Raw genomic sequence first — 21,522 nt, forward strand, 5'->3', positions numbered from 1 at the left:
CTGCCGCAGCGTCCATATAGGTATAAATATATTCACTGTTCAGTTATCACATAAGAAGCGACTGTGTCTTTATGGATACAGTAACTATATACGAATGTATATAGATTGGCCGTTCCACTATCCGGCCACATGCATCCTTTTCATTACGCACTTTACAGCATGGAACTGTTGCGTGAATTTACAAATGAAACAAAAAGTAAATACATAATATTTTTGTTTTTGTAAATTTATTTATTTATAATGGACTGTTTTTATTTATTAATTATATGGAATTGACGTCAAGGACGGATACCAGCCAGTTCCCGGATCCCGGATCCCGGATCCCGGATCCCGGATCATCACATTTCCATAAGAAAATGATACAATGAAAACTGATACATACACCTATTCCATCACCAAGATTGACAGAACTCCTTCTGTCAATCTTGGCTCAGAAATGGCATTACAGAGACGGTTTATAATATTACGCATATCATAAAGAAGTTTTGGGTGAAGCATTTTCCAAAAAGCTTCAAAAAACGCCAATTTTTTTAAAAAGGCAGCATCCAAAACTTTTATTCATATTTATCAGTAATTTATTTCAAATATTTCCTGAACAAAAACCACAGGCAGCAGCATACCCTACGCCCGGATGTGCAGGACAACGGACGCTGCCTATACCTGTGTCAGGAGGAGCATGACCCCGAATCCGATAAACACGATCCCGGTCACAAGGCAGAAAACCCGATGCACCCCCGGCGTACGCAGCCATGCGGACATAACACGCCCTCCGCTGGCATAGACCAGGTACCACAATGCCTCCACCACCGCGAATGTCAGCACCAGCGTGACATATTGCGGCATGCGTGGCGCAACCGGATTGATAAACTGCGGCAGGAAAGCCGCAGCAAACAGCAACAGCTTGGGATTGCTGATCCCGGTCAGGAACCCGTCGCGAAACAGCGCCCGCATGGTCACGGCCGGCACCAAGGTCATATCCGCCCCGTTACTGTCTGCCGCATCACGCACACGCCATACCCGGACGCCCAGAAACACCAGATATGCCGCCCCGACCACCCGCAGCACCATAAACAGGCGTGGTGACGCCGCCAGTACACCCGCCATGCCCGCAAGCGATGCGATGACCACCAGTACAATCGCCAGCATGCAGCCCATCATGACGCCCACGCTACGCAGCAATCCATACCGGATGCAGGTTGACATGACATGCATCATGTTCGGCCCCGGCATGGCGGATAAGACAAAGGCTGTGGCGGCAAACAGCAGCCATGTATGAAACGTCACCCGTTTTGCCCTGCCTGTTCATGATGGGGGCCGACACCATGCCGCCTTCCCTTGACGGTAGGCAAGGCGATGATATAAGAATATGTTATATTATAACACTTTGGGTCCTCATGCCGCTTTCCTTTCCTGTCTCCCCCCCGTCCACGGACCAAGACAAACGGACAGCCATGCCGCATCCCACCCCGTGTTCCCCTGCCCCGTTACCCATCACATGGATGGCGCGTGCATGGTGGCAGCGGCTGGTCTGCATGACCGTGCCGTGCGCCGTATTGTGGGGGCTGATCGCGTGGGCCATCTCCATACCATGACCACCGGGACGACCACCGGCACGATCCGGCTGGAAGATGCGGGGACCATAATGGGTGGACAGACAGTGTGGCAGCACGTGACCGGCAGTTTCCGCCCCGGCAGCATGACCGCCATTGCAGGCGCCAACGGCACGGGCAAGTCCACCCTGCTGCGCGCCATTCTTGGTGAAGTGCCCCTGGCGCATGGCACAGTCACGCGCGGAGGCCTTGGTCCACGTGATTTCGGCTATCTGCCGCAGGCCCGGATCATTGATCGGGGCTTTCCCATAAGCGTAGCCGACATGGTGCTGGGTGGCGCATGGCAGCAGACGGGCCTTTTTGGCGGGGCGGACCGGGCGGTGCGCCTGCGCGCGGCCAGTGCATTGCAGCGCGTCAACCTGGGCGGGCAGGCACAGCGCATGATCGCGGCCCTGTCGGCCGGTCAGTTCCAGCGCCTGCTGTTCGCCCGGCTGCTGATGACCGATGCACGGGTCATCGTACTGGACGAACCCTTTACCGCACTGGATGCACCCACGACACAGGACCTGCTGGAACTGGTATGCGAATGGCATGCGCAGGGTCGCACCATCATTGCCGTACTGCATGACATCCACCAGATCCGTACCTGTTTTCCCGATGTCGTGCTGCTGCATGGCGGACAGGCGACATGGGGCCGGACCCCCGACATCCTGACCCCTGTGACCCTGCAGCACGCCTATGGCGGGACACGGGACAGATGGACGGACATGCCATCATGAGCATCCTGTCCGTATTATGGGATCCGTTTGCATCCTTCGGTTTCATGCGCCGTGCGCTGGTGGCGTCCATGACGCTTGGCATGGGGGCGGGGCCGGTTGGCGTAATGCTGCAACTGCGCCGCATGAGCCTGATTGGCGATGCGATGAGCCATGCGATCCTGCCCGGGGCCGCCATCGGATTCCTGCTGGCGGGCGGCCTGTCGCTGACAGCCATGGGAATTGGCGGAATCGTGGCGGGACTGGGCGTGGCGGGGCTGGCCGGTCTGGTCAGCAGACGGACCCAGCTTGCCGAAGATGCCAGCTTTGCCAGTTTCTACCTGACATCGCTGGCGCTGGGTGTGCTGATCGTTTCCGCGCGGGGGTCGAATATCGACCTGCTGCATGTGCTGTTTGGCACCATTCTGGGCATTGACGCATCGGCGCTGTGCCTGATGGGCGGCATCACGACACTCAGCATCATCATGCTGTCCATCATCTGGCGGCCACTGGTCATGGAATGTGTCGATCCCGGCTTCATGCGCATGACCGGCGGGCGCGGCGGCATTTACCACATGGTGTTCCTGTTCCTTGTGGTCATCAATCTTGTGGCGGGGTTCGAAGCCCTTGGCACCCTCATGTCGGTGGGCATGATGATGGTCCCCGCCGCGACCGCGCGGCTATGGACGCGCCGACTGCTGCCCATGATGGTGCTGTCTTCCGCAACGGGCATGGCGGCGGGGCTGATCGGACTGCTGGTATCCTATCACTACCGGCTGGCGGCGGGACCATCGATCATCCTGACATGCAGCGTGCTTTATATCCTTTCCCTTGTCATGTCGCCGACGGGACTTCGTGCAGGGCGCACATGTTCATGAAACATCCTGAAAATTAAAAGTTTTTGGTGAAGCTTTTTGAAAAAAGGTCACACCCAAAAAAACTTCCAATTTTTGTCAGCAGCCTTTTTTAACGGAGTTCGCGCAATGCGCCGCCTGTCCTGCCTGCTGGGTCTTTGCGGGACCCTGTCCATCATGTCCGCCTTTGCCGCGCCCGTGCCCCATACGGTCCAGGCAGTCGCAAGTTTTACCGTGCTGGCCGATGTGGTGGCGCATGTGGGGGGCACGCATGTGCATGTCACGTCACTGGTGCCCCCCGATGGCGACCCGCATGAATTCGAACCCTCCCCCGATGATGCCCGCCAGCTACGGCAGGCCGATATCGTGTTCATGAGTGGCGAGGGACTGGAAAGCTGGTTCAGCCGACTGGCCCATGCGGCGGGTTACCATGGCACGCCCGTCATCGTGTCCAACGGGATCAGCATCTATACCCCGCCGGGCCTGCAGCAGGCGGAAACGGACCCGCATGTCTGGAACAGCGTGCCCAATGTCATCATCTGGACCAACAACATCCGTGATGCGCTGATCGCCATCGACCCGGCGGATGCCGACAGCTTCCGCACCTCGGCCGCAGCTTACGTCACGCAGCTTCGCGCACTGGACCGCGACATCCGCGACCGCATCGCCACCATACCGGCCGACCGCCGGCGTATCCTGACCAGTCATGACGCCTTTGGCTATTTCGGCCGGACCTATGGCCTGACCTTCATGGCGCCACAGGGCCTTTCGACCGAGACGGAAGCCTCGGCCGGGGATATCGCCGCCCTGATCCGGCAGATCCGCCAGACGGGCGTCACCACCTATTTCATGGAAAACGCCGCCGATCCGCGCATGGTCCAGCAGGTGGCGCGGGCAACCGGCAGCCGGCCCGGCGGGGAACTGTATGCCGAAGCCCTGTCCCCGCCCGGTGGTCCCGCACCGGACTACATCACCATGATGCGCCACAACACCGACCTCATGGTCACGGCGATGCAGGCGACGCGTTGATGCTTTTCGCGCTGCCTTCGGGGGCGGCGACGGCAAAGGGGGACAGGTCGACACGGTTGACATGCATCGCCACCACCGACTCCCGGTGCGTGATGGAGACAACCGTCATGTCCGGACAGGCCTGACGCAGCAGCGCGTACAGCGCCGCTTCCGATGCCGCGTCAAGGTTGGAGGTTGATTCGTCAAGGAACACCCATCCCGGCCGCGCCAGTATGATACGCGCAAAGGCCAGACGCTGGAGTTCACCCGGCGAAAGGATCTGCCCCCACGCTTCCTCGCTTTCGATGCGCGGCGCAAGCTGGCCTAGCCCGACCTGCTGCAGGGCCGCGATCACATCCGCTTCCGGATAGGCATCGACCCCGGCGGGATAGGTCACCGCCCGATGCAGCGTGCCGGTGGGCACATAGGGCCGCTGCGGGACGAACATCATCGCCACCTCCGGCTGTGTAATGGTGCCGGTGGCGAACGGCCAGATCCCCGCCAGCACGCGGAACAGCGTGGACTTGCCGGTGCCCGACGGGGCCGTCACCACCGTCATCTGACCATGTTCCAGCGTGAAGCCGACATTGCGCAGCAGGGCCGTGCCATCGGGACGGAACACATCCAGACCGCTGACCTGCAGGTTCGCGGTGGCGGGGGCGGGCACGACCGTGACCTCGTCACGCATGGCCTGCGCACGATCCATCACCCGCTGGAAGGTCGCCAGACGCGCGACCTCCGCATGCCATGTCGTCAGCGACGCATAGGACGTGGACAGCCAGCCCAGCGCCCCCTGCACACGCGAAAACGCCATGACCAGCTGCATGAGCGTGCCAAACGTCATCTTGCCCGCGAAATACCGGATCGAACCGATCAGCAGCGCAAAATTGCCCGACACGACCTCCAGCCCTGTCGTCAGCAGCCCCAGCCACTTGGTCCGGCGCATGATGACAAGGAAATTGCCGTACACATGTGAAAAGGAGCGGTTGAGCCCGGCCTGTTCCTCCGCCTCGCCCCGGTACAGGGCGATCCCTTCGGCATTGTTGCGGACATGGACAAGGCTGTAGCGGAAATCGGCTTCGGCGCGTTGCTGGAAAAACTGCAGCCCCGCCAGCTTGTGTCCCGCAAGGTGCGTAAGCCACGTCGCCAGAACGGAATAGATCAGCGCGGCCCAGAAGAAATAACCGGGTATGGAAATACCCAACACCTCCAGCGGGCCGGACAGCGCCCACAGCAGGCCGACATAACTGAACAGCGTCACGATATTGGACAGCAGGTTGATGAACTGCGTCAGCGTATCGGTGACAAAGCTGTTCAGGTCTTCCTGTATGCGCTGGTCGGGGTTGTCGGCGCCGGTTTCCAGCCCGGATGTGGTGATGGCGATACGGAAATAGGTCTGGTTTTCCATCCACTGCCGCGTCATGCGCTGTGTCAGCCACCGCCGCCAGCGCAGGCCCAGCATCTGCTGCAGGTAGGTGGCATAGATACTGCACAGCACCGCGGGGATGGTGATGATGAAAAAGCCCAGCACAAAGCCTTCCTGGTTATGCACATACCAGAACAGGCCGCGCAGGAAGGTCTTGGCATCACGCTGCTGCAGCGCCGTGTAATACACATTGCGCGAAAAGGACTGCAGCAGGTCCAGCCCCACCATGGAAAAGGTCAGGACCAGTACCGCCGCCAGCAGGCCCCATGCCCATTTCCTGTCCTCGGACGCGAAATAGGGACGGGTGAGATACCAGACATCTTTCAGAAGAAGGCGCAAATGCTGCATGTTGATCCCGTGCACAGGGGTTAGGGCCACGTATGGTCCAGCATTCCCACGAAGTCGGGGCGGACTCAATGTCCATTGCGTCCATATGACGGTTTCCATGCACGGGAAGCGCTGCGTTAAGCTTCCTCACGACTTCTTGACGAAGGGTGTCCCCCACGCCCACACCCCGCCCACGATATGCAACAGGGTGAAATACCGTCAGACAACAGGGGTTTATGGGACGCAGGCCTGAATGGACAAGGGTGCTATATATCGAAAAGCCGAATGCCAGACATATCAGCCACACGGGTACCGAATTGCCACATCATGTTATGTTTGACACACAGATTTACAAATGGCGGGGTCGGGTTCCCACCCCTGTCTGCTAAACAAGGTAAGGAAAATCAATATGGTGTCGTTCAGTCGCGTCCTGTCTGCCGGTGCATTCGCCACAATCATGGCAGTCGCGCCGCTTGCGGCCCATGCCGCTGAAATCTCGCCGCCCACCGGCGCAGGCGTCGCCAACCAGGTCGAGGCGATCAAGCCCGGCTCCCTGTCCGCTGAAACGGTGTACTCGGCCGTGGCCTCGGCAAAGCCCGCTGATCTGGGCGGCATCATGAATTACTGCATCCAGTCCAATTACCTGACCGCGTCCGAAGCGTGGCCCGTGCTGGCGGCGTTCAACAAGAAGACGAACGACGTTCCGTCCAACCAGAAGGGCAACATGTCCTATGCCGACGGTTCGACCGGCCTGCTGAAGGTCGGCGGCAAGGCACCGATCTCGCTGGAAGATGCATCGGCCGACATCCGCAAGCAGGCCTGCGCGAAGGTTGAAGCCCGCGCGAAGTCCATGCTCTGATCCGGGTCCGTTTCCCGTATCATGCCCCGCCGGTCTTCCGGCGGGGTTTTTTAATGCCTGCCTGCCTGTAAGCTGTTTGAAAGCTCAGCTTGAAATCAAAAGAAGTTTTTGATGAATATTAAGTAAAAATCGTTTTTTCAAAATAAGTCTATACCAAAAAGCTTTTATTTCCCATCAATTATTTATTTTAATACTCTCTTACTTTACCCACACACGCGAAAACGTCATGTGGTACAAGCGCGTGGAAAAATAGTTCCCCAACCGGGGCGAGACCAGATCCACATAGCTTATGCTGATCATGGGGGCCGCGGCGGCAAGCCGGGTGATGCGGTCATCCACCTGCTGCCACAGGCCCTGTATCACCTGCTGATCATGTTCGTGCCGGATACGCGCCACCAGCGTCTGGACCCCGGAATCACACAGCCCCGACATGTTGATTGAACTGTCGGAACCGGGATGAAAATTGTCACAGTCAAACAGCGTGTCCACGAAATTGGATGGGGACACGTAATCCGCATACCATCCCATAAGGCTGATCTGGACATGATTGGCGCTGTTCTGGACATAAGCCAGTTCCATGGCCGGTGAAAGCGGATGCAGATGCGCGTGATAGCCAATATCCTGCAGCATGTCGCGCAGGTAGGTACCCATGCTGGTATCCATGACGGTCGCCGGAACGATCAGGGTCACATCCTGCCCCGCTGTCCCGCTTTCGCGCACAAGCTGTCGTGCGCGCGCCATGTCGGGGCGCGCCCAGCGCGGGGCCGGATGGTCGGGATCCGCGCCTTCGGTCCATGCGCACTGCCCGTCACCGGGCAGAAGGCCGGGGGGCACCATGCGGCATAGCGGGGCGGCAATGCCCGACCCGCCATACAGGATGGTCATGGCGCGCCGGTCCAGCGCGTAATTGACCGCCTGCCGTGCCCGGATATCGTCAAAGGGCGGGATATTGACGTTCATGGGCATGTACATAAGACCGTACAGCGGATAGACATGGACTTGCGCTGTATAGCGCCCGCCAATCTCCCCCAGCCGGTCCAGTGGTTTCAGGCCGGCCATCCAGTCATACTGTCCCCGTTCGACTGCGGTAACGGCATCTTCTTCCGACAGGCCATAATCATACTGTATGGCATCGACATACCCGTCGGGCTGGGCGGCCTCGCTCCATTCATGAAAATAGGGATTGCGTTCCAGCCGCATGCCCCGGTCAGGGATGGAGGACACAATGCGATATGGACCTGTCACCGGTGCCGCGACCTCGCCCAGATCATGGGCAGGCGTGCTGGCAGGCAGGATCACGGCATGCCCGAAGGCGATCTTTTGCGGAAATTCAGAATCCGGCGCTGTCAGGTGAATGGTGATGCGCCGGGTGGCCGCGTCCGTTTCCACCCCACCGGCCAGCGTGCAGTGGGCGGGATCGCGCAGGCATGCATCCGCCCCCACGATTCCGCCGTAAAACGACCCCGCCGTAGGGGAACCGACGCGAAACAGCCGTTGCAGCGACGCCGCCACATCATCCACGGTCAGGGGTGTCCCGTCGGAAAAACGGATACCGTCGCGCAGGGTGAACACCCATGTGCGCCCGTCATCAAGCCGTTCGGGCATGGACTGCGCCAGATCGGGAACCACCTGTGCCCCGGCCGGACCTTCCAGCTTGGGATAGGTCAGCAGGCCATCATACATGACACCCATAAGCTGCATGTACTGGCTGCTGTAATTGATCTGCGGATCCAGTGTCCCGGCTGCGCTGACCGCCGTCAGCCGTAATGTGCCCCCACGATGGGGGCTGCCCTGCGTACCATCGGCCGCACGGGCGGGCAGACCCTGTACCATCCCTCCCAGCAGGAGGAGAAGGACCGCGCCGAATGCCTGCCATGGTGCCTTCATGCGCGGTCCCGTTTTCTCAATGCTTGCCCGGCGCGTTCATGAGTTCCGTCATGCGCGCGGTGACATCCGCCGCCGTGGCGGTGGACGGCAGGCTGCCTGCATACCGCCCGGTGGGCGACATGATCACGATCTGGGTGGCGGGTTCCATGCTGTATTCACCGTTTTCCCCGTCATGGCGGACGTAAGGGGCATGGTATTCCTTTGCCACCGCCTGCAGCATCTTGGGCGATCCGGTCATGACCGTGACATGCGTGCCGAAACGCAGGGCATAGGTACGCAGCACCTCCGTCGTATCGCGCATGGGATCAAGGGAAATGAAAATGGGCACCACCAGATGCGCGCGGTCACGGCCCAGTGCCTCCACCCCGTCGGCCATCGCCTTCATGGTCGCGCCACAGACCGTATCGGGGCAATGGGTGTCACCAAAATAGATCATCATCCACCGCCCGCGGAAATCGGTATCCATCACAGACCCGTCCGCCCCGTTGATCAGGCGGAAAGAGCCGCCAACGGGGTTGCCATAAGTGGTCAGCGGCACGGGGGCGTTGCTGGAATAACGGTAGCCGAAATATCCGGCGATCGAGGAAACCGCGAGTATGACCAGCCCTACAATAACAAAGAACCGGTCCCGTTCATTTCGCATCATCAGTGTGCATCCGCCCAATTCGTTCCGGTCCCGGTTTCCACGACCAGCGGCACCGAAAGGGTGGCTGCGGATTCCATGACCTGCCTGACGAGGGCTGCCAGACGATCGGCATCATCCTTGCGCACCTCGAACACAAGTTCGTCATGGACCTGAAGGAGCATGCGTCCGTCAAGCCCTGCATCCGAAAGGGCGGCAGGAATTCGCACCATGGCGCGTTTGATGATGTCGGCGGCTCCGCCCTGCAACGGGGCGTTGATGGCCTGGCGTTCGGCATAATTGCGGCGCACGGCACTCTTGTCACCAATGCCCGGCACCCAGCAGCGGCGGCCGAATGGCGTGGTGACGTATCCCTTCGCCCGCGCTTCGGCCTTCACCCGTTCCATGTAATCGCGGATGCCGGGATAACGGGCGAAATAGGCGTCGATATAACCCCGCGCCTCACCGGGCGGAATGCCAAGCTGGCGGCCCAGCCCGAAAGCGCTGATGCCGTAGATGATGCCGAAATTGATGGCCTTGGCGCGCCTGCGGGTCAGCGGGTCCATGCCTTCGAGCGGAATGTTGAACACTTCGGACGCCGTGCGGGCATGGATGTCCTGCCCCAGCGCGAACGCTTCGCGCAGGGCAGGAATATCCGCCACATCCGCCAGCAGCCGCAACTCAATCTGGGAATAATCAGCCGAGACCAGGACATGCCCGGGGGCTGCGACAAAGGCCCGGCGGATACGCCCGCCTTCCTCCGTGCGGATGGGAATGTTCTGCAGGTTGGGATCATTCGATGACAGGCGGCCCGTTGTCGTCACCGCCATCTGGAAGGATGTATGCACCCGCCCGGTTGCCGGATTGATCTGGTTGAGCAGCGCATCGGCATAGGTGCTTTTCAGCTTGGCCAGCTGCCGCCATGCCAGAATCCGTGCGGGCAGGTCATGCCCCTGATCCGCCAGGTCCTGCAGCACTGATGAATCCGTGCCCCATGCCCCCGCCTTGGTCCGCTTGCCGCCGGGCAGGCCCATTTCATCAAACAGGATTTCGCCGAGCTGCTTGGGGGAGCCGACATTGAAATCACGCCCGGCCAGCTTGTGGATCTCGGCCTCGATCACGCCCATGCGCTGCGCGAATTCGGTGGACATGGCACGCAGGTCATTGGCATCGACCGCAATGCCCGCACGTTCCATATCCGCCAGGATCGGCACCAGTGGGCGTTCCATTTCCTCATACAGCGCCAGCGCATGGTTGGTGCGCAATTGCGGCCGGAGCACCTGCCACAGCCGCAGGGTCACGTCCGCATCCTCCGCCGCATAGGGCGTGGCACGCGCGATATCGACCTTGGAGAACACCACGCGATTGCGGCCCGTGCCCGTGACCTCGTCATAGGGAATGGGTGTATGGTCAAGGGTCAGGCGGGAGAGTTCATCCATGCCCTGCCCATGCTTTCCCGCCGACTGGGCATAGGAAATCAGCATGGTGTCATCAATCGGCGCGGGCTGGACGCTGCCCGCCTGGGTCAGCACCAGCAGGTCGAATTTGGCGTTCTGGAAGACCTTGAGCACCGACGGATCGGCAAAGAGCGGTTCAAGGATTTCCAGCGCGGTTTTCACCGGCATCTGTGGGGTGCCAAGGCTGTCCATCAGGTCAACCTGATGCCTGAGCGGGATATAGCACGCACGGCCACATTGCGGGGCGAGCGAGATGCCGACCAGCGGGGCGGTCAACGGATCAAGGCCATCGGTTTCCGTATCCACCGCGCAGACCCCGCTGCTACGGGCCTGTTCCACCCATTCCCGCAGCATTGCGGGGTCAGTCACCGTTACGTAACCGCCATAGGGTTCGGCCGGGATGGGAGGCACGTCCCCTACGGGCTGGCTGAGTCCCTCTGGCGTGACATGGGCGGAAATGCGCGGGCGCGGCTTCGCCTTGAACCCCATCCGCTGCAGCAGCGACGAAAAACCCATGGTCGACAGCCATGCGCCCAGACGTTCCATGTCCACATCGCAGCAGGCAAGGTCGGACAGGGGTTCGGGACATGGCGCGTCTTCACGCAATGTCACCAGTTGCAGCGACAGGCGCGCCATGTCGGCATGGGCCAGCAGGTTGTCACGCCGCTTGGACGCCTTCATGCTTTCGGCACCAGCCAGTATGGCGTCCAGCGACCCGTATTCCGCCATCAGCGCCGATGCGGTCTTGGGACCGATGCCCGGCACACCGGGCACGTTGTCCACCGGGTCGCCAATCAGGGCCTGCACCTGGGCTACCCTGTCGGGCGCAACCCCGAATTTTGCCTCGACCTCCTTCACCCCGATCGGCCTGTTCTTGATCGGGTCCATCATCATCACGCCGGGGCGGATGAGCTGCATCAGGTCCTTGTCAGATGAATAGATGGTGCACTGCCCACCCGCATCGGTCGCCTTGCGGGCATAGGCCGCGATCAGGTCATCGGCTTCCCAGCCTGCTTCCTCCAGCGCCGGCACGCCGAAGGCGGCTGTCGCATCGCGCACAAGGCTGAACTGCGGGCGCAGGTCCTCCGGCGGTTCGGGACGGTGGGCCTTGTATTCATCATACAGGTCATTGCGGAAGGTATGACGTCCCGCATCGAATATGACCGCCAGATGGGTACCTGCATGTTCGCGCAGCAGGCGCGACAGCATGTTTGAAAAACCATACACCGCATTGACGGGCGTGCCATCGGGGCTGGTCATGGGGGGCAGTGCGTGGAAGGCGCGGAAAATGAAGCCCGAACCATCCACCAGGATCAGGTGAACCTGCTTGTCGCTGGACATGTATCAGGATGCGATCAGTGACCGACGCCCGCCGGGGCATCGGGGCTGAGCACGAACAGCCGCGAACAGTAAGGACAGAATGTCTGGTGATGGCCGATACGCAGGAAAACCCGCGGATGTCCCAGCGCGCCAAGCCCCCCGTCACAGGACAGGGTACGCGAATCGACAACGATGGTTTCAATCGTACCCAGACGGGGGTGCGGAACGGGATCGTGGGACAGGGCTTGCATTTTGACGGGCCTCGGGTTGTTGTCCGGCTTTGGTTTGCATGTCCGCCCACAGGCGGCCCATGCGCTTGTCCATGATGATACGCAGGATTGCCGTGCTTTCAAACATTCGCCTGTCACGCCTGCTTTATCCAGCGATTTTTGTGATGCTGGCGGCCTGTACCACGCATGAAGCCCCACCCCCGGCGCCCCCGGCCCGTCACCCGGATCTGGCCCGCCTGGTACCACCGGACCGTACGGTCACGATTGCAGGCGTGGCTGCGGTGCAGCTGCGGATCTGGCCCGCACGGGGGACGGAACGGGCCGTCATCCTTGCCCTGCATGGCTTCAATGACAGCCGCGATGCATGGGAACACCCCGCCCCCGCGCTGAATGCAGCCGGCATGACCGTCATTGCCCCAGACCTGCCCGGTTTTGGCCAGACGGCGCAGCGTGGCGGATGGGCGGGAACGGACGCCCTGCTGCACACCGCATCCGGCCTTCTGACCATGATTGGGCGTGAACATCCCGGCGTGCCCGTATATGTCATGGGGGAAAGCATGGGCGGCGCGCTGGCCATCGTGCTGGCCTCCCGGCCCGATACGCCGCCCGTGGCGGGGTATATCCTGCTTGCCCCCGCGGTCTGGGATCTGGATACCGGCACGCGCACGACCACGCACATGATCGCAGCACTGGCTCCCCGGTGGCGGCTAAGCGGGCGTGAACTGCCCGTCCATGTCACGGCGGCCGATGACATGCTGGCCCTGGCCCGTCTGTATTATGACCCGCTGACCCTGCGGGACACCAGCACGACGGCGCTGTCCGGGCTGACAGACCTCATGCACCGCGCGGCACAGGCTGATGCGCACATGCACGGGCGCGTGCTGGTGATCTATGGCGGACATGACCAGATCATCCCCGCGCCAGCCATGGCACAAGCCTGGCGGCACATGCCACAGGACACGCGGCATGATTACATTCCCGGCGGTTACCACCTGCTTCTGCGCAGCCGTGACGCTGACCGGGTCACGGCGGACATGACCAGCTGGATCATCAGTCCCGACAGCTTCCTGCCTTCGGGCGGGGACATGGCGGCGGCAGCATGGATGGCAGACCAGAAAGGCCGCGCGGCCCCCCTGCCCGTCCTGCCGGGGTTGATGGACTGGGTCGCGCCGCAATGAATTTTCCTGATTTCAGGGGTGGCATTCGGCCTGATCCCGATGTATGCAGGCGGAAGTGGACTCGTAGCTCAGCTGGATAGAGCGTCGCCCTCCGAAGGCGAAGGTCGAAGGTTCGAATCCTTTCGAGTCCGCCATATATCCTGAAAAATGATAGAAAACTGCGGTTTGATAATCGAGTTTGCCAACTTCATCCTGAAGTTTGCCAATCTGTTCCAATCTCCGCATTGCATCTCCAGCCAGTTTCATCTGCCTGACAGCGCGCGCATGTCGTTCGGTCTTGGCCAGCATTCAATGCCCAGTGATGGCGACAACCTGAATCTCGCAAACAACGATACTATATTTTGATATTGGCATAGATTAAGCCAATAAAGGCTTGGTATGTCGAATGAAGCCCCGTCGCCGCAGTCGGCTGGCTCTTGCCGCCCAAAGACGCCTTCCAGAGCACTTCGTTACGGGCCATATGCTTCGGGTGCGATATTCCTTGAGCCTTATCCACAGGTTTTCAACCAGATACCAATGTTCAATCCTGTACAAAATCAGGTGAAACGTCCCAGCCATCGCCTTGCGCGCAGGTCGGCGACAGGTGCCTGCATGGCGCCATGCACCCCGGACGAGGCAGGTGACGGCGGGCTGATGGAAACAGGGCAGACAGGGATGCGTTGGCTGTAAGACACCTGACGGCATTCCCGTCATACGCAGTTCAGGGGCATCGTTTCATGGCAATACCACGCATACTCAGGATCACCCTTCTGGGGTCTATCATGTCATCGGGCATGGCCATGGTACTGGGCCGTAGCCAGACGGGCGCATATGGTCCGGGCGTAAACTGCACCGCGCACTGGCTGTATGGTGACGGGTCCGCCCATGTGGGCCGGGCGCGTGGACGGGTCACCCTCGTGGGGCTGGCCACCAACGCCGCCGCTACCATGTTCTGGTCGTGGCTGTATGACAGGGCGCTGGGCAGGCAGCCGGGCCTTATGCGCAAGCTGGCTGTTACCGCAGCCCTCGGCCCGGTTGCGTATATGGTGGATTACAAGGCCACGCCAAAGCGCTTTACGCCGGGGTGGGAATTGGTAATGGCGCCGCGCAGGATGGCGCTGGTCTATCTCTCGATGGTTATCGGCATGGCGCTGGGCGCACGCAGGCGTGGGGTAGATGCGGAAGCTGTCCGACCATGACATTACGGATTCATGACGGATGCGAAGCCACCGCCACCCGCGCCCCGCTGGAAGGCGGTCTGCTGGGCTGGGCTGCGGTAGCCATGCTGGGAATGTTCCTGTTGGGTGTGCGGCTGGTGCCCCGGCCACTTGCGCCCCTGGTGCTGCGGTTTGCGCGCATGTGGGTGGCGGGGCTGTTCTGCTTCTTTGGCGGGGTACATCGGGGTACGAGTTTTTACAACCCGCGCGGGCCGCAACTGTCCGACCCGGTCATTTTCCTGGCCATGCACTTCATGGGGCTGGGCATCATGATCCTGCCGCCGCAAGCCGCGTGGCGCCTGGCCGCGCCGGGCATGCTGGCCACGCTGGGCAGTGACCTATACCTGGCGCGTGGGCACAGGCTGCCGCGTTTTTTCCTGCGCCTACGCCCGCTGCAGCTTATGGTGGCATCCGGCCTGATTGCACTGATGGGCCAGATCGGGCAGGCGCATGCCGGGCGGGCGCGATCAGGTTGATTACGCCCTTGCGGCGGATTCAGGCAGGACATGACCTGTACCATCCTGCGTCCGGGTATGCCGGGAAAATAAACCGGCGTTCATCTCGTTAATGTTGCAGCATGGCTGTGCCTTGTGGTGACGGGTAACATCTCATTCCATGATATGGCACGGTTACACGCATGGCGGTTGCAGCCGTCATGACCGGTTCACGAACACGGAGCATATCCATGACCCAGGCGTCTGTTACAGAAACTACGACAATCCGGGGACTGAAACATCCCGTCTCGCGTATTGCGCTTGGCACATGGGCCATTGGCGGATGGATGTGGGGCGGCCCGGATGACCGCAACGCCATTGCCACCATTCAGGAAGCCGTAGATCTGGGCATAACGCTGGTCGATACGGCCCCCGTCTATGGCTTTGGCCATTCGGAAGAAATTGTGGGGCAGGCCCTTGCCGGGCGGCGTGACAGGGTGGCGATCGCGACCAAGGTCGGGCTGGATTGGAAGGACGACCACAAACCGTTCCGCAATACGTCACCGGCCCGTATCCGCAAGGAAATCGAGGATTCGCTGCGCCGCCTGCGCACCGATTACATCGACCTGTATCAGGTCCACTGGCCTGATTCCGCCGTGCCGATGGATGAAACCGCACGCACGCTGGAAGATCTGGTCAAGGAAGGCAAGGTTCTGGCGCTTGGGGTCAGCAACTTCACCATTGCCCAGATGGATGCCTTCCGTGCGGTCGCCCCGCTGGCTGCGGTGCAGCCACCTTACAACCTGTTTGAACGCGGGATGGAACATGACATCCTGCCCTACGCACGCCAGCATGACCTGACCATCCTTGCGTATGGCCCGCTGTGCCGTGGCCTGCTATCGGGCAAGATGACGGCGCAGACGAAATTTGGCGCAGATGACCTGCGCAGTGCGGACCCGAAGTTCCAGCCACCCCGCTTTGCCCAGTATCTGGAAGCCGTGCGCCAGTTGCAGGACTTCGCGCGCGAGAAACATGGCAAATCGCTGCTAGCGCTGGCCATTCGCTGGGTACTCGATCAGGGGCCGACCATTGCCCTGTGGGGCGCGCGCCGCCCGGACCAGATCGCAGCGGTTGCCGACGCAATCGGCTGGCACCTGAGTGCCGATGACCTGCGCGAAATCGATACAATCCTCAGGACCTGCATCAAGGATCCGGTCGGGCCGGAGTTCATGGCGCCTCCGGGTCGCTGACAAGGTTTCGCACCCCGATGACCAGAAGCAGGCTGCCCTGCCTCCATTTCATTGCCCATAAAAATGCTCAGGATGGGCTTCTGACCGCGCAACCGGATGGTACATACATTAAAGTTGTGCGTGGGGCAGGATGCGGAAAATCCTGCCACAGGTCATCGGGGCCGAAATGCACCTGCACGAAAATCAGCGGGCGGAACCATGGTGCCGCGGGCGCATTACCGCGTGGGAACACGCGGAAAATCATCCCGGCCGCAGCACTTTCCCGTTCATGCCGGATAAAACCATCAAACCCGCCACAACCAGACGATGGGCATGGAACAGCCCCGCGTATGGGATGATGGCGACAGTGTCGAAAACACCTGACAATGACAGGTCGTCCTGCATGAAAATGGACCGCACACGGGACGGCCGGGTTACCGAAATACCCACTCGGATCGGTCAGACACCATAAGATCGCTGCCTGATCTTACGAATAGCGCCCCCATGGTGTCTGCATTCATATTGACTGAACGGGCGTGTCCCGCAAAATCGGCATGAACAGAAAACGTCAGCCATGCTGATCGCAGCGATTCCCGACCCGGGCGGGGCAAATGGAGCGACCGATGACACCCTTTCCCCTGCGGGGCATGCTTGTGGCCAGCGCCTGCGCGCTTGGTTTCTTCCACCTGCCCTGCATCCTGCGCCCGGCCCATGCGCAGCAGGCGGAAGAACACCATGGCCCCACAGCGGAACAACGCGCGGAAATCCAGCGTGCGGTGCATGAGGCTATCCAGCAGGACATACGCAAGGTGGCACAGTACAAACTGCCCAAGGACTTCTTTGCCCGTATGCTGCCCCTGATCCGGCAGATCAGGCGGGCCAACATCATTCCCCCGACCCAGACCACCAACATGACGCTGGCCACCACCATCCGACGCACGCAGGCCATGCCACAGCTTCTGGCAATCCTGCAGCAGCATGACATGTCGGCGGAGGATTTTGTCATGAGCCTGACCACGTTCGAAATGACAAACGCCATGGTCCAGGCGCCCCCGCAAAAGACAAAAGACACACCGAAGCTTGATAAGGATAACGTCAGACTGATCCAGTCCCATCAGGCACTGGCGCAGGCGCTGGTGCATGATATGGATAGCGAAAGCGAACACCTGCAATAAAAGACCATGAAACTTTCTGATGAAGCTTTTTTCAAAAAGCTTCAAGGAACACCGCATTTTTGGAAAAAGGCGGCACTCAAAAACTTTTATCATTTCTTATCAATATTTTATTTTGCGGTTCTGTTTCCCAGACAATGCCATCGTGACAGCATGGCAGATGTCAGGGTGCAGCTATTGCCAGTCGTGCAATCTTTCCGGATATGACCGGCATTACTGAACACATACCGTTGTAAAGGCTGGCGCGTTGCCGGTCCGGTCGTGTGGATGATGGACGGTGTTGGTCATGCAGACCGGAACAGGCAGATCGGACTCTGGGACAACGACGGGCGGCGTACCCACCCGCAATGGGCTGCGTGCACGGCTGCATGATATCCTGGCTGGCCTGTCGCTTGCCTCCATGAACATTCCGCAGGTTCTGGGCTACACACGCATTGCCGCCATGCCAGCGGTAACGGGGCTGTACACGGTGCTGCTGCCGCTGGTGGCGTTCGCGTGTTTCGGGGCCTCGAAACATCTGGTCGTCGCAGCCGATTCTGCCACCGCCGCCATTTTTTCCAGCGCGGTAGGCCGCATGGCGACACCGGGCAGCACGCATTACATGGCGCTGGTCAGCATGGTTGCCCTGCTCAGCGCGGGCTTTCTGCTGGTGGCGCGCCTGTTCCGCCTGGGCTTTCTGGCGGATTTCCTTTCCCGCACCGTGCTCGTGGGGTTCCTTGCCGGGGTGGGGGGCCAGGTGGCACTTGCCATGACGCGCGACATGCTGGGCATTACCACCACGGCGCATAACCCGCTACTGCAGCTGTTCCAGACACTGGCACAGCTTTCGCATGTCAATGTCCCGACCCTGCTGCTGTCTGCCTGCATCGTGGCCATTATCATGACAGGGGACCGGCTGACGCCGCGTGTACCGCTGGCGCTGGTGACCGTGGTGGCCACGATCGTGGCCAGCATGACCTGGGGCCTGTCGCGGTTCGGGATCGAGACCATCGGTCCGATTGCGGGGGGCCTGCCCCGCCTGTCCATCCCCGCTGTGTCATGGAATGACGTACTGGCGCTACTGCCGGCCACGACATCATGCGTTTTTGTCATCATTGCGCAAAGTGCCGCGACATCACGCGCCTTTGCCCTGCGCTTTCATGACCCGGTGGATGACAACGCGGACATACTGGGTCTGTGCGCCGCCAATGCGGCGGCAGGGCTGAGCGGGACATTCACCGTAAACGGCAGTCCGACCCAGACCGCGATGGCCGTGCGGGCAGGCGCGCGCAGCCAGCTTGCGCAGCTGACATTTGCCATTGTCACGATGCTGGTGCTGGTGTTCCTGACCGCGCCGCTGCAGTACCTGCCACGCTGCGTACTGGCATCCATCGTCTTTACCGTGGCGCTGGGCATGATCGACCTGCGGGCGATGGCCGCCATCCGGCGTGAAAGCCCCGGCGAGTTCGGGCTGGCGCTGGTGACCGCCGCCGCCGTTGTGGGCATCGGGGTGGAACAGGGCATCTTCCTTGCCATCGCGCTGTCGCTGTTCCGCCATGTGCGGCACAGCTACGAACCCCATACGATGATCCTGCGCCGCGACGGGCAGTCCGGCCTGCTGGAACCCTATGACGTAAGACCCGGACAGCAGACCGCGCCGGGGCTGATTGTCTATCGCTTCTGTGCCGACCTGTTCTATGCCAACGCCACGCGCTTTGCGCATGACGTACGGGTGCTGGTTGACAATGCCCCCATCCCCGTCCGGTGCCTTGTGATCGACGCCAGCGCGATTACGGATATCGACTTTTCCGCCGCAAGCGACCTGCGCGACCTGTTCACGGCCCTGCGCGCCCGGCATGTGACCGTAATATTTGGCCGCGTCACCCCTTACCTGCGGGCCGACATGGACCGCCATCGCATCACCCCGGTCATCGGGCCTGACAATATCCGTGCGCAGCTCCATACCGCCATCGCAGCGGCGCGACAGGTGATGGCAGGCAGCGACACCCCCTCTCCCACGATACATTAGGACATGTCAGGGATAGGGCGCAGGATTCTTTTGTTTGATACCTGCATGCATTCTGAATATATTTCATATTGTCAGAAGCGAAAAATAAAATACCCGCCTGACAAAACATAAAATAACGCAAAATATAATTGTGCGTTATTTGAAATAATACTCAAAATGCAACAAGCCGGGTGCTGGACTATTGCGCCCTGCCGACAGGATGAAAACCATGGTTTCTTCCAATGCACGCATTCCTTCCGCCTGGACCATTGCGGATGCACTGAAAGTGCATGCCGATGACCCGACCACCACCATGCCCGTCATTGCCCAGGATTTTCCGGTCATTGATGATGCGCTGTGGCAGTGGGACACCGGCGCCCTGCGCCGCATCACGGGCGAGACGGTTACCTTCAAGGGCTGGTACGTCATGTGGTCGCTCGTAGCCGAGCGCGCCCAGACCGGCAATGATGCCGCAGGCTGGCACAACCGCAACGCCTTTGCCTTTATCGGCTATTACTACAGCCGTAATGGCATTGACTGGACATTTGGCGGCCGTCTGCTCAACAAAAGCGCTGACCTGCGGCCCGATGAATGGTCGGGCAGCCTGATCATGCGCAAGGGGAGCGAGAACGTGCTCGACATGTTCTACACCTCCGTCAACACCGATACGAACCAGAGCGTACCTTCGGTTTCCTCCGGTCGCATCTATGCCGATGATACCGGTGTCTGGTTTGACGGGTTCGAAACCACGACCGAGATGTTCTCGGCCGATGGGCTGCATTACGCCAATGCGTCGCAGGACCCGTATTTCGACTTCCGTGATCCCCATCCGTTCATCAACCCGGCAGACGGGCAGGTCTACTGCCTGTTTGAAGGCAACGTACCGGGCATGCGCGGTGAGTTTGTCATTACCGACCGTGAGGCGGGCAAGCTGCCGCCGGGCTACAATATTGGTGAAGGTGCCCAGTACGGGGCGGCTGCCATCGGCATTGCCCGCCTGGTTTCCTCTTACGAGAAAGGCGATTTCTCACGGTGGGAAATGCTGCCTGCGCTGGTTACCGCCCTTGGGGTGAATGACCAGACCGAGCGGCCACATGTGGTGTTTCATAACGGGCTGACCTACATCTTCACCATCAGCCACCATTCCACCTATACCGGCGGGCTGGAAGGGCCGGACGGCGTATATGGCTTTGTTTCGCGCCATGGTATTTTCGGTTCCTATACACCCCTGAACAGTTCGGGGCTGGTACTGGGTAATCCGTCATCCGCGCCGTATGAAACGTACAGCCACTTCGTAGATCCGATGGGGTATGTGCAGTCCTTTATCGATACGCTGCCTGCACCGGGCACAGACCCGCAGAACCCGGCAACTTACCGTATTGGTGGCACGCTTGCCCCCACAGTGCGCATTGCACTGGTGGATGACCGGACCTTCCTGACGGAAGTGCATGATTACGGGCAGATCTTTGCCTTTGACGAATGGGCCGATAGCCGCCAGCCGGATATCCGTCCCGCCACCTGAACATCATGTTCCAAACTTTGGGGAAGGTCGCCATGCGTGGCGGCCTTTCCTGACGGAAATCTGTGCCATGGATTACCCGATCTCACTTCAGAACATCCTTTCCCTGTTACCTACGCAATATGCGGGAGATGCTGTTGTCATCCTCTCTTTCATCATTTCGACCTGTGCATTACTGGCGCGTTTCTGTCGTGGGCCTGCACCGGGGTCGAAATGGGCTGTGGCATGGACGCTTGTAACGGCCCTGGCACAGACGCGCGGCGCAAACCCGCTTTCTGACCGTACGACAGTAGCCCCGCCTGAACAGAACACACCCCCTTCTTCAGATGGAAGCCATCAGGTCAAGCCATGCCTTCCCAAACCACCATCCGTACCGATCACCCCACGACACCAGCAGAAATGATAACTGGCGAGCAGATCCAGTTTTTACTTCAGAATTATTTAAAACATTCAAAAAAAGTAGATGAAACATATTGATCATGCCCGGCCATTCCCCTGTCCCGGGATATGGA

Annotated in this window: 19 protein-coding genes and 1 tRNA gene; 13 read left to right on the plus strand and 7 right to left on the minus strand. The window is 60.2% G+C overall.

Translation table 11 applies throughout. The features are described 5' to 3' along the window. Positions 1 to 654: 654 nt before the first annotated feature. Positions 655 to 1,284, minus strand: coding sequence for a LysE family translocator (locus AC1RQ9_RS09435; protein ID WP_485986641.1), 630 nt, complete (start codon positions 1,282 to 1,284; stop codon positions 655 to 657). A gap of 226 nt (positions 1,285 to 1,510) precedes the next feature. On the opposite strand from AC1RQ9_RS09435, the gene AC1RQ9_RS09440 reads away from it, so the two are divergent. The 3 genes from AC1RQ9_RS09440 (at position 1,511) to AC1RQ9_RS09450 (ending at position 4,188) form a co-directional block, all read left to right on the plus strand. Next, complete coding sequence (locus AC1RQ9_RS09440; protein ID WP_193732986.1) at positions 1,511 to 2,329, plus strand: metal ABC transporter ATP-binding protein; 819 nt, start codon at positions 1,511 to 1,513, stop codon at positions 2,327 to 2,329. Then, positions 2,326 to 3,183 carry a metal ABC transporter permease gene (locus tag AC1RQ9_RS09445; RefSeq protein WP_485986642.1) on the plus strand — a complete coding sequence of 286 codons (858 nt, stop codon included), beginning with the start codon at positions 2,326 to 2,328 and terminating at the stop codon, positions 3,181 to 3,183. The genes AC1RQ9_RS09440 and AC1RQ9_RS09445 overlap by 4 nt, the downstream gene beginning before the upstream one ends. Positions 3,184 to 3,288: 105 nt before the next feature. Continuing rightward, positions 3,289 to 4,188 carry a metal ABC transporter solute-binding protein, Zn/Mn family gene (locus AC1RQ9_RS09450; RefSeq protein WP_193732980.1) on the plus strand — a complete coding sequence of 300 codons (900 nt, stop codon included), beginning with the start codon at positions 3,289 to 3,291 and terminating at the stop codon, positions 4,186 to 4,188. Here the strand turns inward: AC1RQ9_RS09450 and AC1RQ9_RS09455 are convergent. Further along, positions 4,163 to 5,941, minus strand: a complete 1,779-nt coding sequence (locus tag AC1RQ9_RS09455; RefSeq protein ID WP_485986681.1) for an ABC transporter ATP-binding protein/permease — start codon at positions 5,939 to 5,941, stop codon at positions 4,163 to 4,165. The two genes, AC1RQ9_RS09450 and AC1RQ9_RS09455, sit on opposite strands and share 26 nt — an antisense overlap. A gap of 388 nt (positions 5,942 to 6,329) precedes the next feature. Here AC1RQ9_RS09455 and AC1RQ9_RS09460 point away from each other — a divergent pair, with 388 nt between their 5' ends. Continuing rightward, positions 6,330 to 6,779 carry a DUF2501 domain-containing protein gene (locus tag AC1RQ9_RS09460; protein ID WP_010511043.1) on the plus strand — a complete coding sequence of 150 codons (450 nt, stop codon included), beginning with the start codon at positions 6,330 to 6,332 and terminating at the stop codon, positions 6,777 to 6,779. 198 nt (positions 6,780 to 6,977) lie between these two features. Here AC1RQ9_RS09460 and AC1RQ9_RS09465 read toward each other — a convergent pair whose 3' ends face one another. The 4 genes from AC1RQ9_RS09465 to AC1RQ9_RS09480 are packed head-to-tail and all read right to left on the minus strand — an operon-like array spanning position 6,978 to position 12,316. Next, entirely contained in the window at positions 6,978 to 8,666 is a 1,689-nt protein-coding gene (locus tag AC1RQ9_RS09465) for an ABC transporter substrate-binding protein (protein ID WP_485986644.1), read from the minus strand. 16 nt (positions 8,667 to 8,682) lie between these two features. Further along, positions 8,683 to 9,312: an SCO family protein gene (locus AC1RQ9_RS09470; RefSeq protein WP_193732983.1), complete on the minus strand. Its 630-nt coding sequence runs from the start codon at positions 9,310 to 9,312 to the stop codon at positions 8,683 to 8,685. Further along, positions 9,312 to 12,086 carry a DNA polymerase I gene (gene polA / locus AC1RQ9_RS09475; protein ID WP_485986645.1) on the minus strand — a complete coding sequence of 925 codons (2,775 nt, stop codon included), beginning with the start codon at positions 12,084 to 12,086 and terminating at the stop codon, positions 9,312 to 9,314. The genes AC1RQ9_RS09470 and polA overlap by 1 nt, the downstream gene beginning before the upstream one ends. A 14-nt stretch (positions 12,087 to 12,100) precedes the next feature. Next, the gene (locus tag AC1RQ9_RS09480) at positions 12,101 to 12,316 is read right to left on the minus strand and encodes a zinc-finger domain-containing protein (RefSeq protein ID WP_485986646.1); all 216 of its coding nucleotides are present in this window, start codon (positions 12,314 to 12,316) and stop codon (positions 12,101 to 12,103) included. Positions 12,317 to 12,354: 38 nt separating this feature from the next. On the opposite strand from AC1RQ9_RS09480, the gene AC1RQ9_RS09485 reads away from it, so the two are divergent. The 5 genes from AC1RQ9_RS09485 to AC1RQ9_RS09505 all read left to right on the plus strand — a co-directional run bounded on the left by AC1RQ9_RS09485 (position 12,355) and on the right by AC1RQ9_RS09505 (position 16,353). Continuing rightward, positions 12,355 to 13,473, plus strand: coding sequence for an alpha/beta fold hydrolase (locus AC1RQ9_RS09485; protein ID WP_485986648.1), 1,119 nt, complete (start codon positions 12,355 to 12,357; stop codon positions 13,471 to 13,473). A 57-nt stretch (positions 13,474 to 13,530) separates the two neighbouring features. Beyond that, positions 13,531 to 13,607: transfer RNA gene (locus tag AC1RQ9_RS09490), tRNA-Arg, on the plus strand. A gap of 582 nt (positions 13,608 to 14,189) precedes the next feature. Next, on the plus strand, positions 14,190 to 14,651 hold the full coding sequence (locus AC1RQ9_RS09495; RefSeq protein ID WP_485986649.1) for a hypothetical protein: 462 nt from the start codon (positions 14,190 to 14,192) through the stop codon (positions 14,649 to 14,651). Next, a complete protein-coding gene (locus AC1RQ9_RS09500; RefSeq protein WP_485986650.1) occupies positions 14,648 to 15,145 on the plus strand; it encodes a hypothetical protein in 498 nt (165 codons plus the stop codon). Before AC1RQ9_RS09495 ends, AC1RQ9_RS09500 begins: the two co-directional genes overlap by 4 nt. Before the next feature lie 209 nt (positions 15,146 to 15,354). Beyond that, a complete protein-coding gene (locus AC1RQ9_RS09505) occupies positions 15,355 to 16,353 on the plus strand; it encodes an aldo/keto reductase (RefSeq protein WP_193732989.1) in 999 nt (332 codons plus the stop codon). A 240-nt stretch (positions 16,354 to 16,593) separates the two neighbouring features. Here the strand turns inward: AC1RQ9_RS09505 and AC1RQ9_RS09510 are convergent, their stop codons facing one another. Continuing rightward, positions 16,594 to 16,737, minus strand: coding sequence for a hypothetical protein (locus tag AC1RQ9_RS09510; protein WP_485986652.1), 144 nt, complete (start codon positions 16,735 to 16,737; stop codon positions 16,594 to 16,596). A gap of 218 nt (positions 16,738 to 16,955) precedes the next feature. Between AC1RQ9_RS09510 and AC1RQ9_RS09515 the strand changes: the two genes are divergently transcribed. The 4 genes from AC1RQ9_RS09515 to AC1RQ9_RS09530 all read left to right on the plus strand — a co-directional run bounded on the left by AC1RQ9_RS09515 (position 16,956) and on the right by AC1RQ9_RS09530 (position 21,013). Next, entirely contained in the window at positions 16,956 to 17,507 is a 552-nt protein-coding gene (locus AC1RQ9_RS09515) for a hypothetical protein (RefSeq protein ID WP_193732991.1), read from the plus strand. Between the two features lie 6 nt (positions 17,508 to 17,513). Next, positions 17,514 to 17,711 carry a hypothetical protein gene (locus AC1RQ9_RS09520; RefSeq protein WP_485986654.1) on the plus strand — a complete coding sequence of 66 codons (198 nt, stop codon included), beginning with the start codon at positions 17,514 to 17,516 and terminating at the stop codon, positions 17,709 to 17,711. 79 nt (positions 17,712 to 17,790) lie between these two features. Continuing rightward, on the plus strand, positions 17,791 to 19,512 hold the full coding sequence (locus AC1RQ9_RS09525; protein WP_485986655.1) for a SulP family inorganic anion transporter: 1,722 nt from the start codon (positions 17,791 to 17,793) through the stop codon (positions 19,510 to 19,512). 208 nt (positions 19,513 to 19,720) lie between these two features. Further along, a complete protein-coding gene (locus AC1RQ9_RS09530; RefSeq protein WP_193732994.1) occupies positions 19,721 to 21,013 on the plus strand; it encodes a glycoside hydrolase family 68 protein in 1,293 nt (430 codons plus the stop codon). Positions 21,014 to 21,522 lie beyond the last annotated feature (509 nt).

Source organism: Komagataeibacter ossonobensis, from assembly GCF_057359305.1.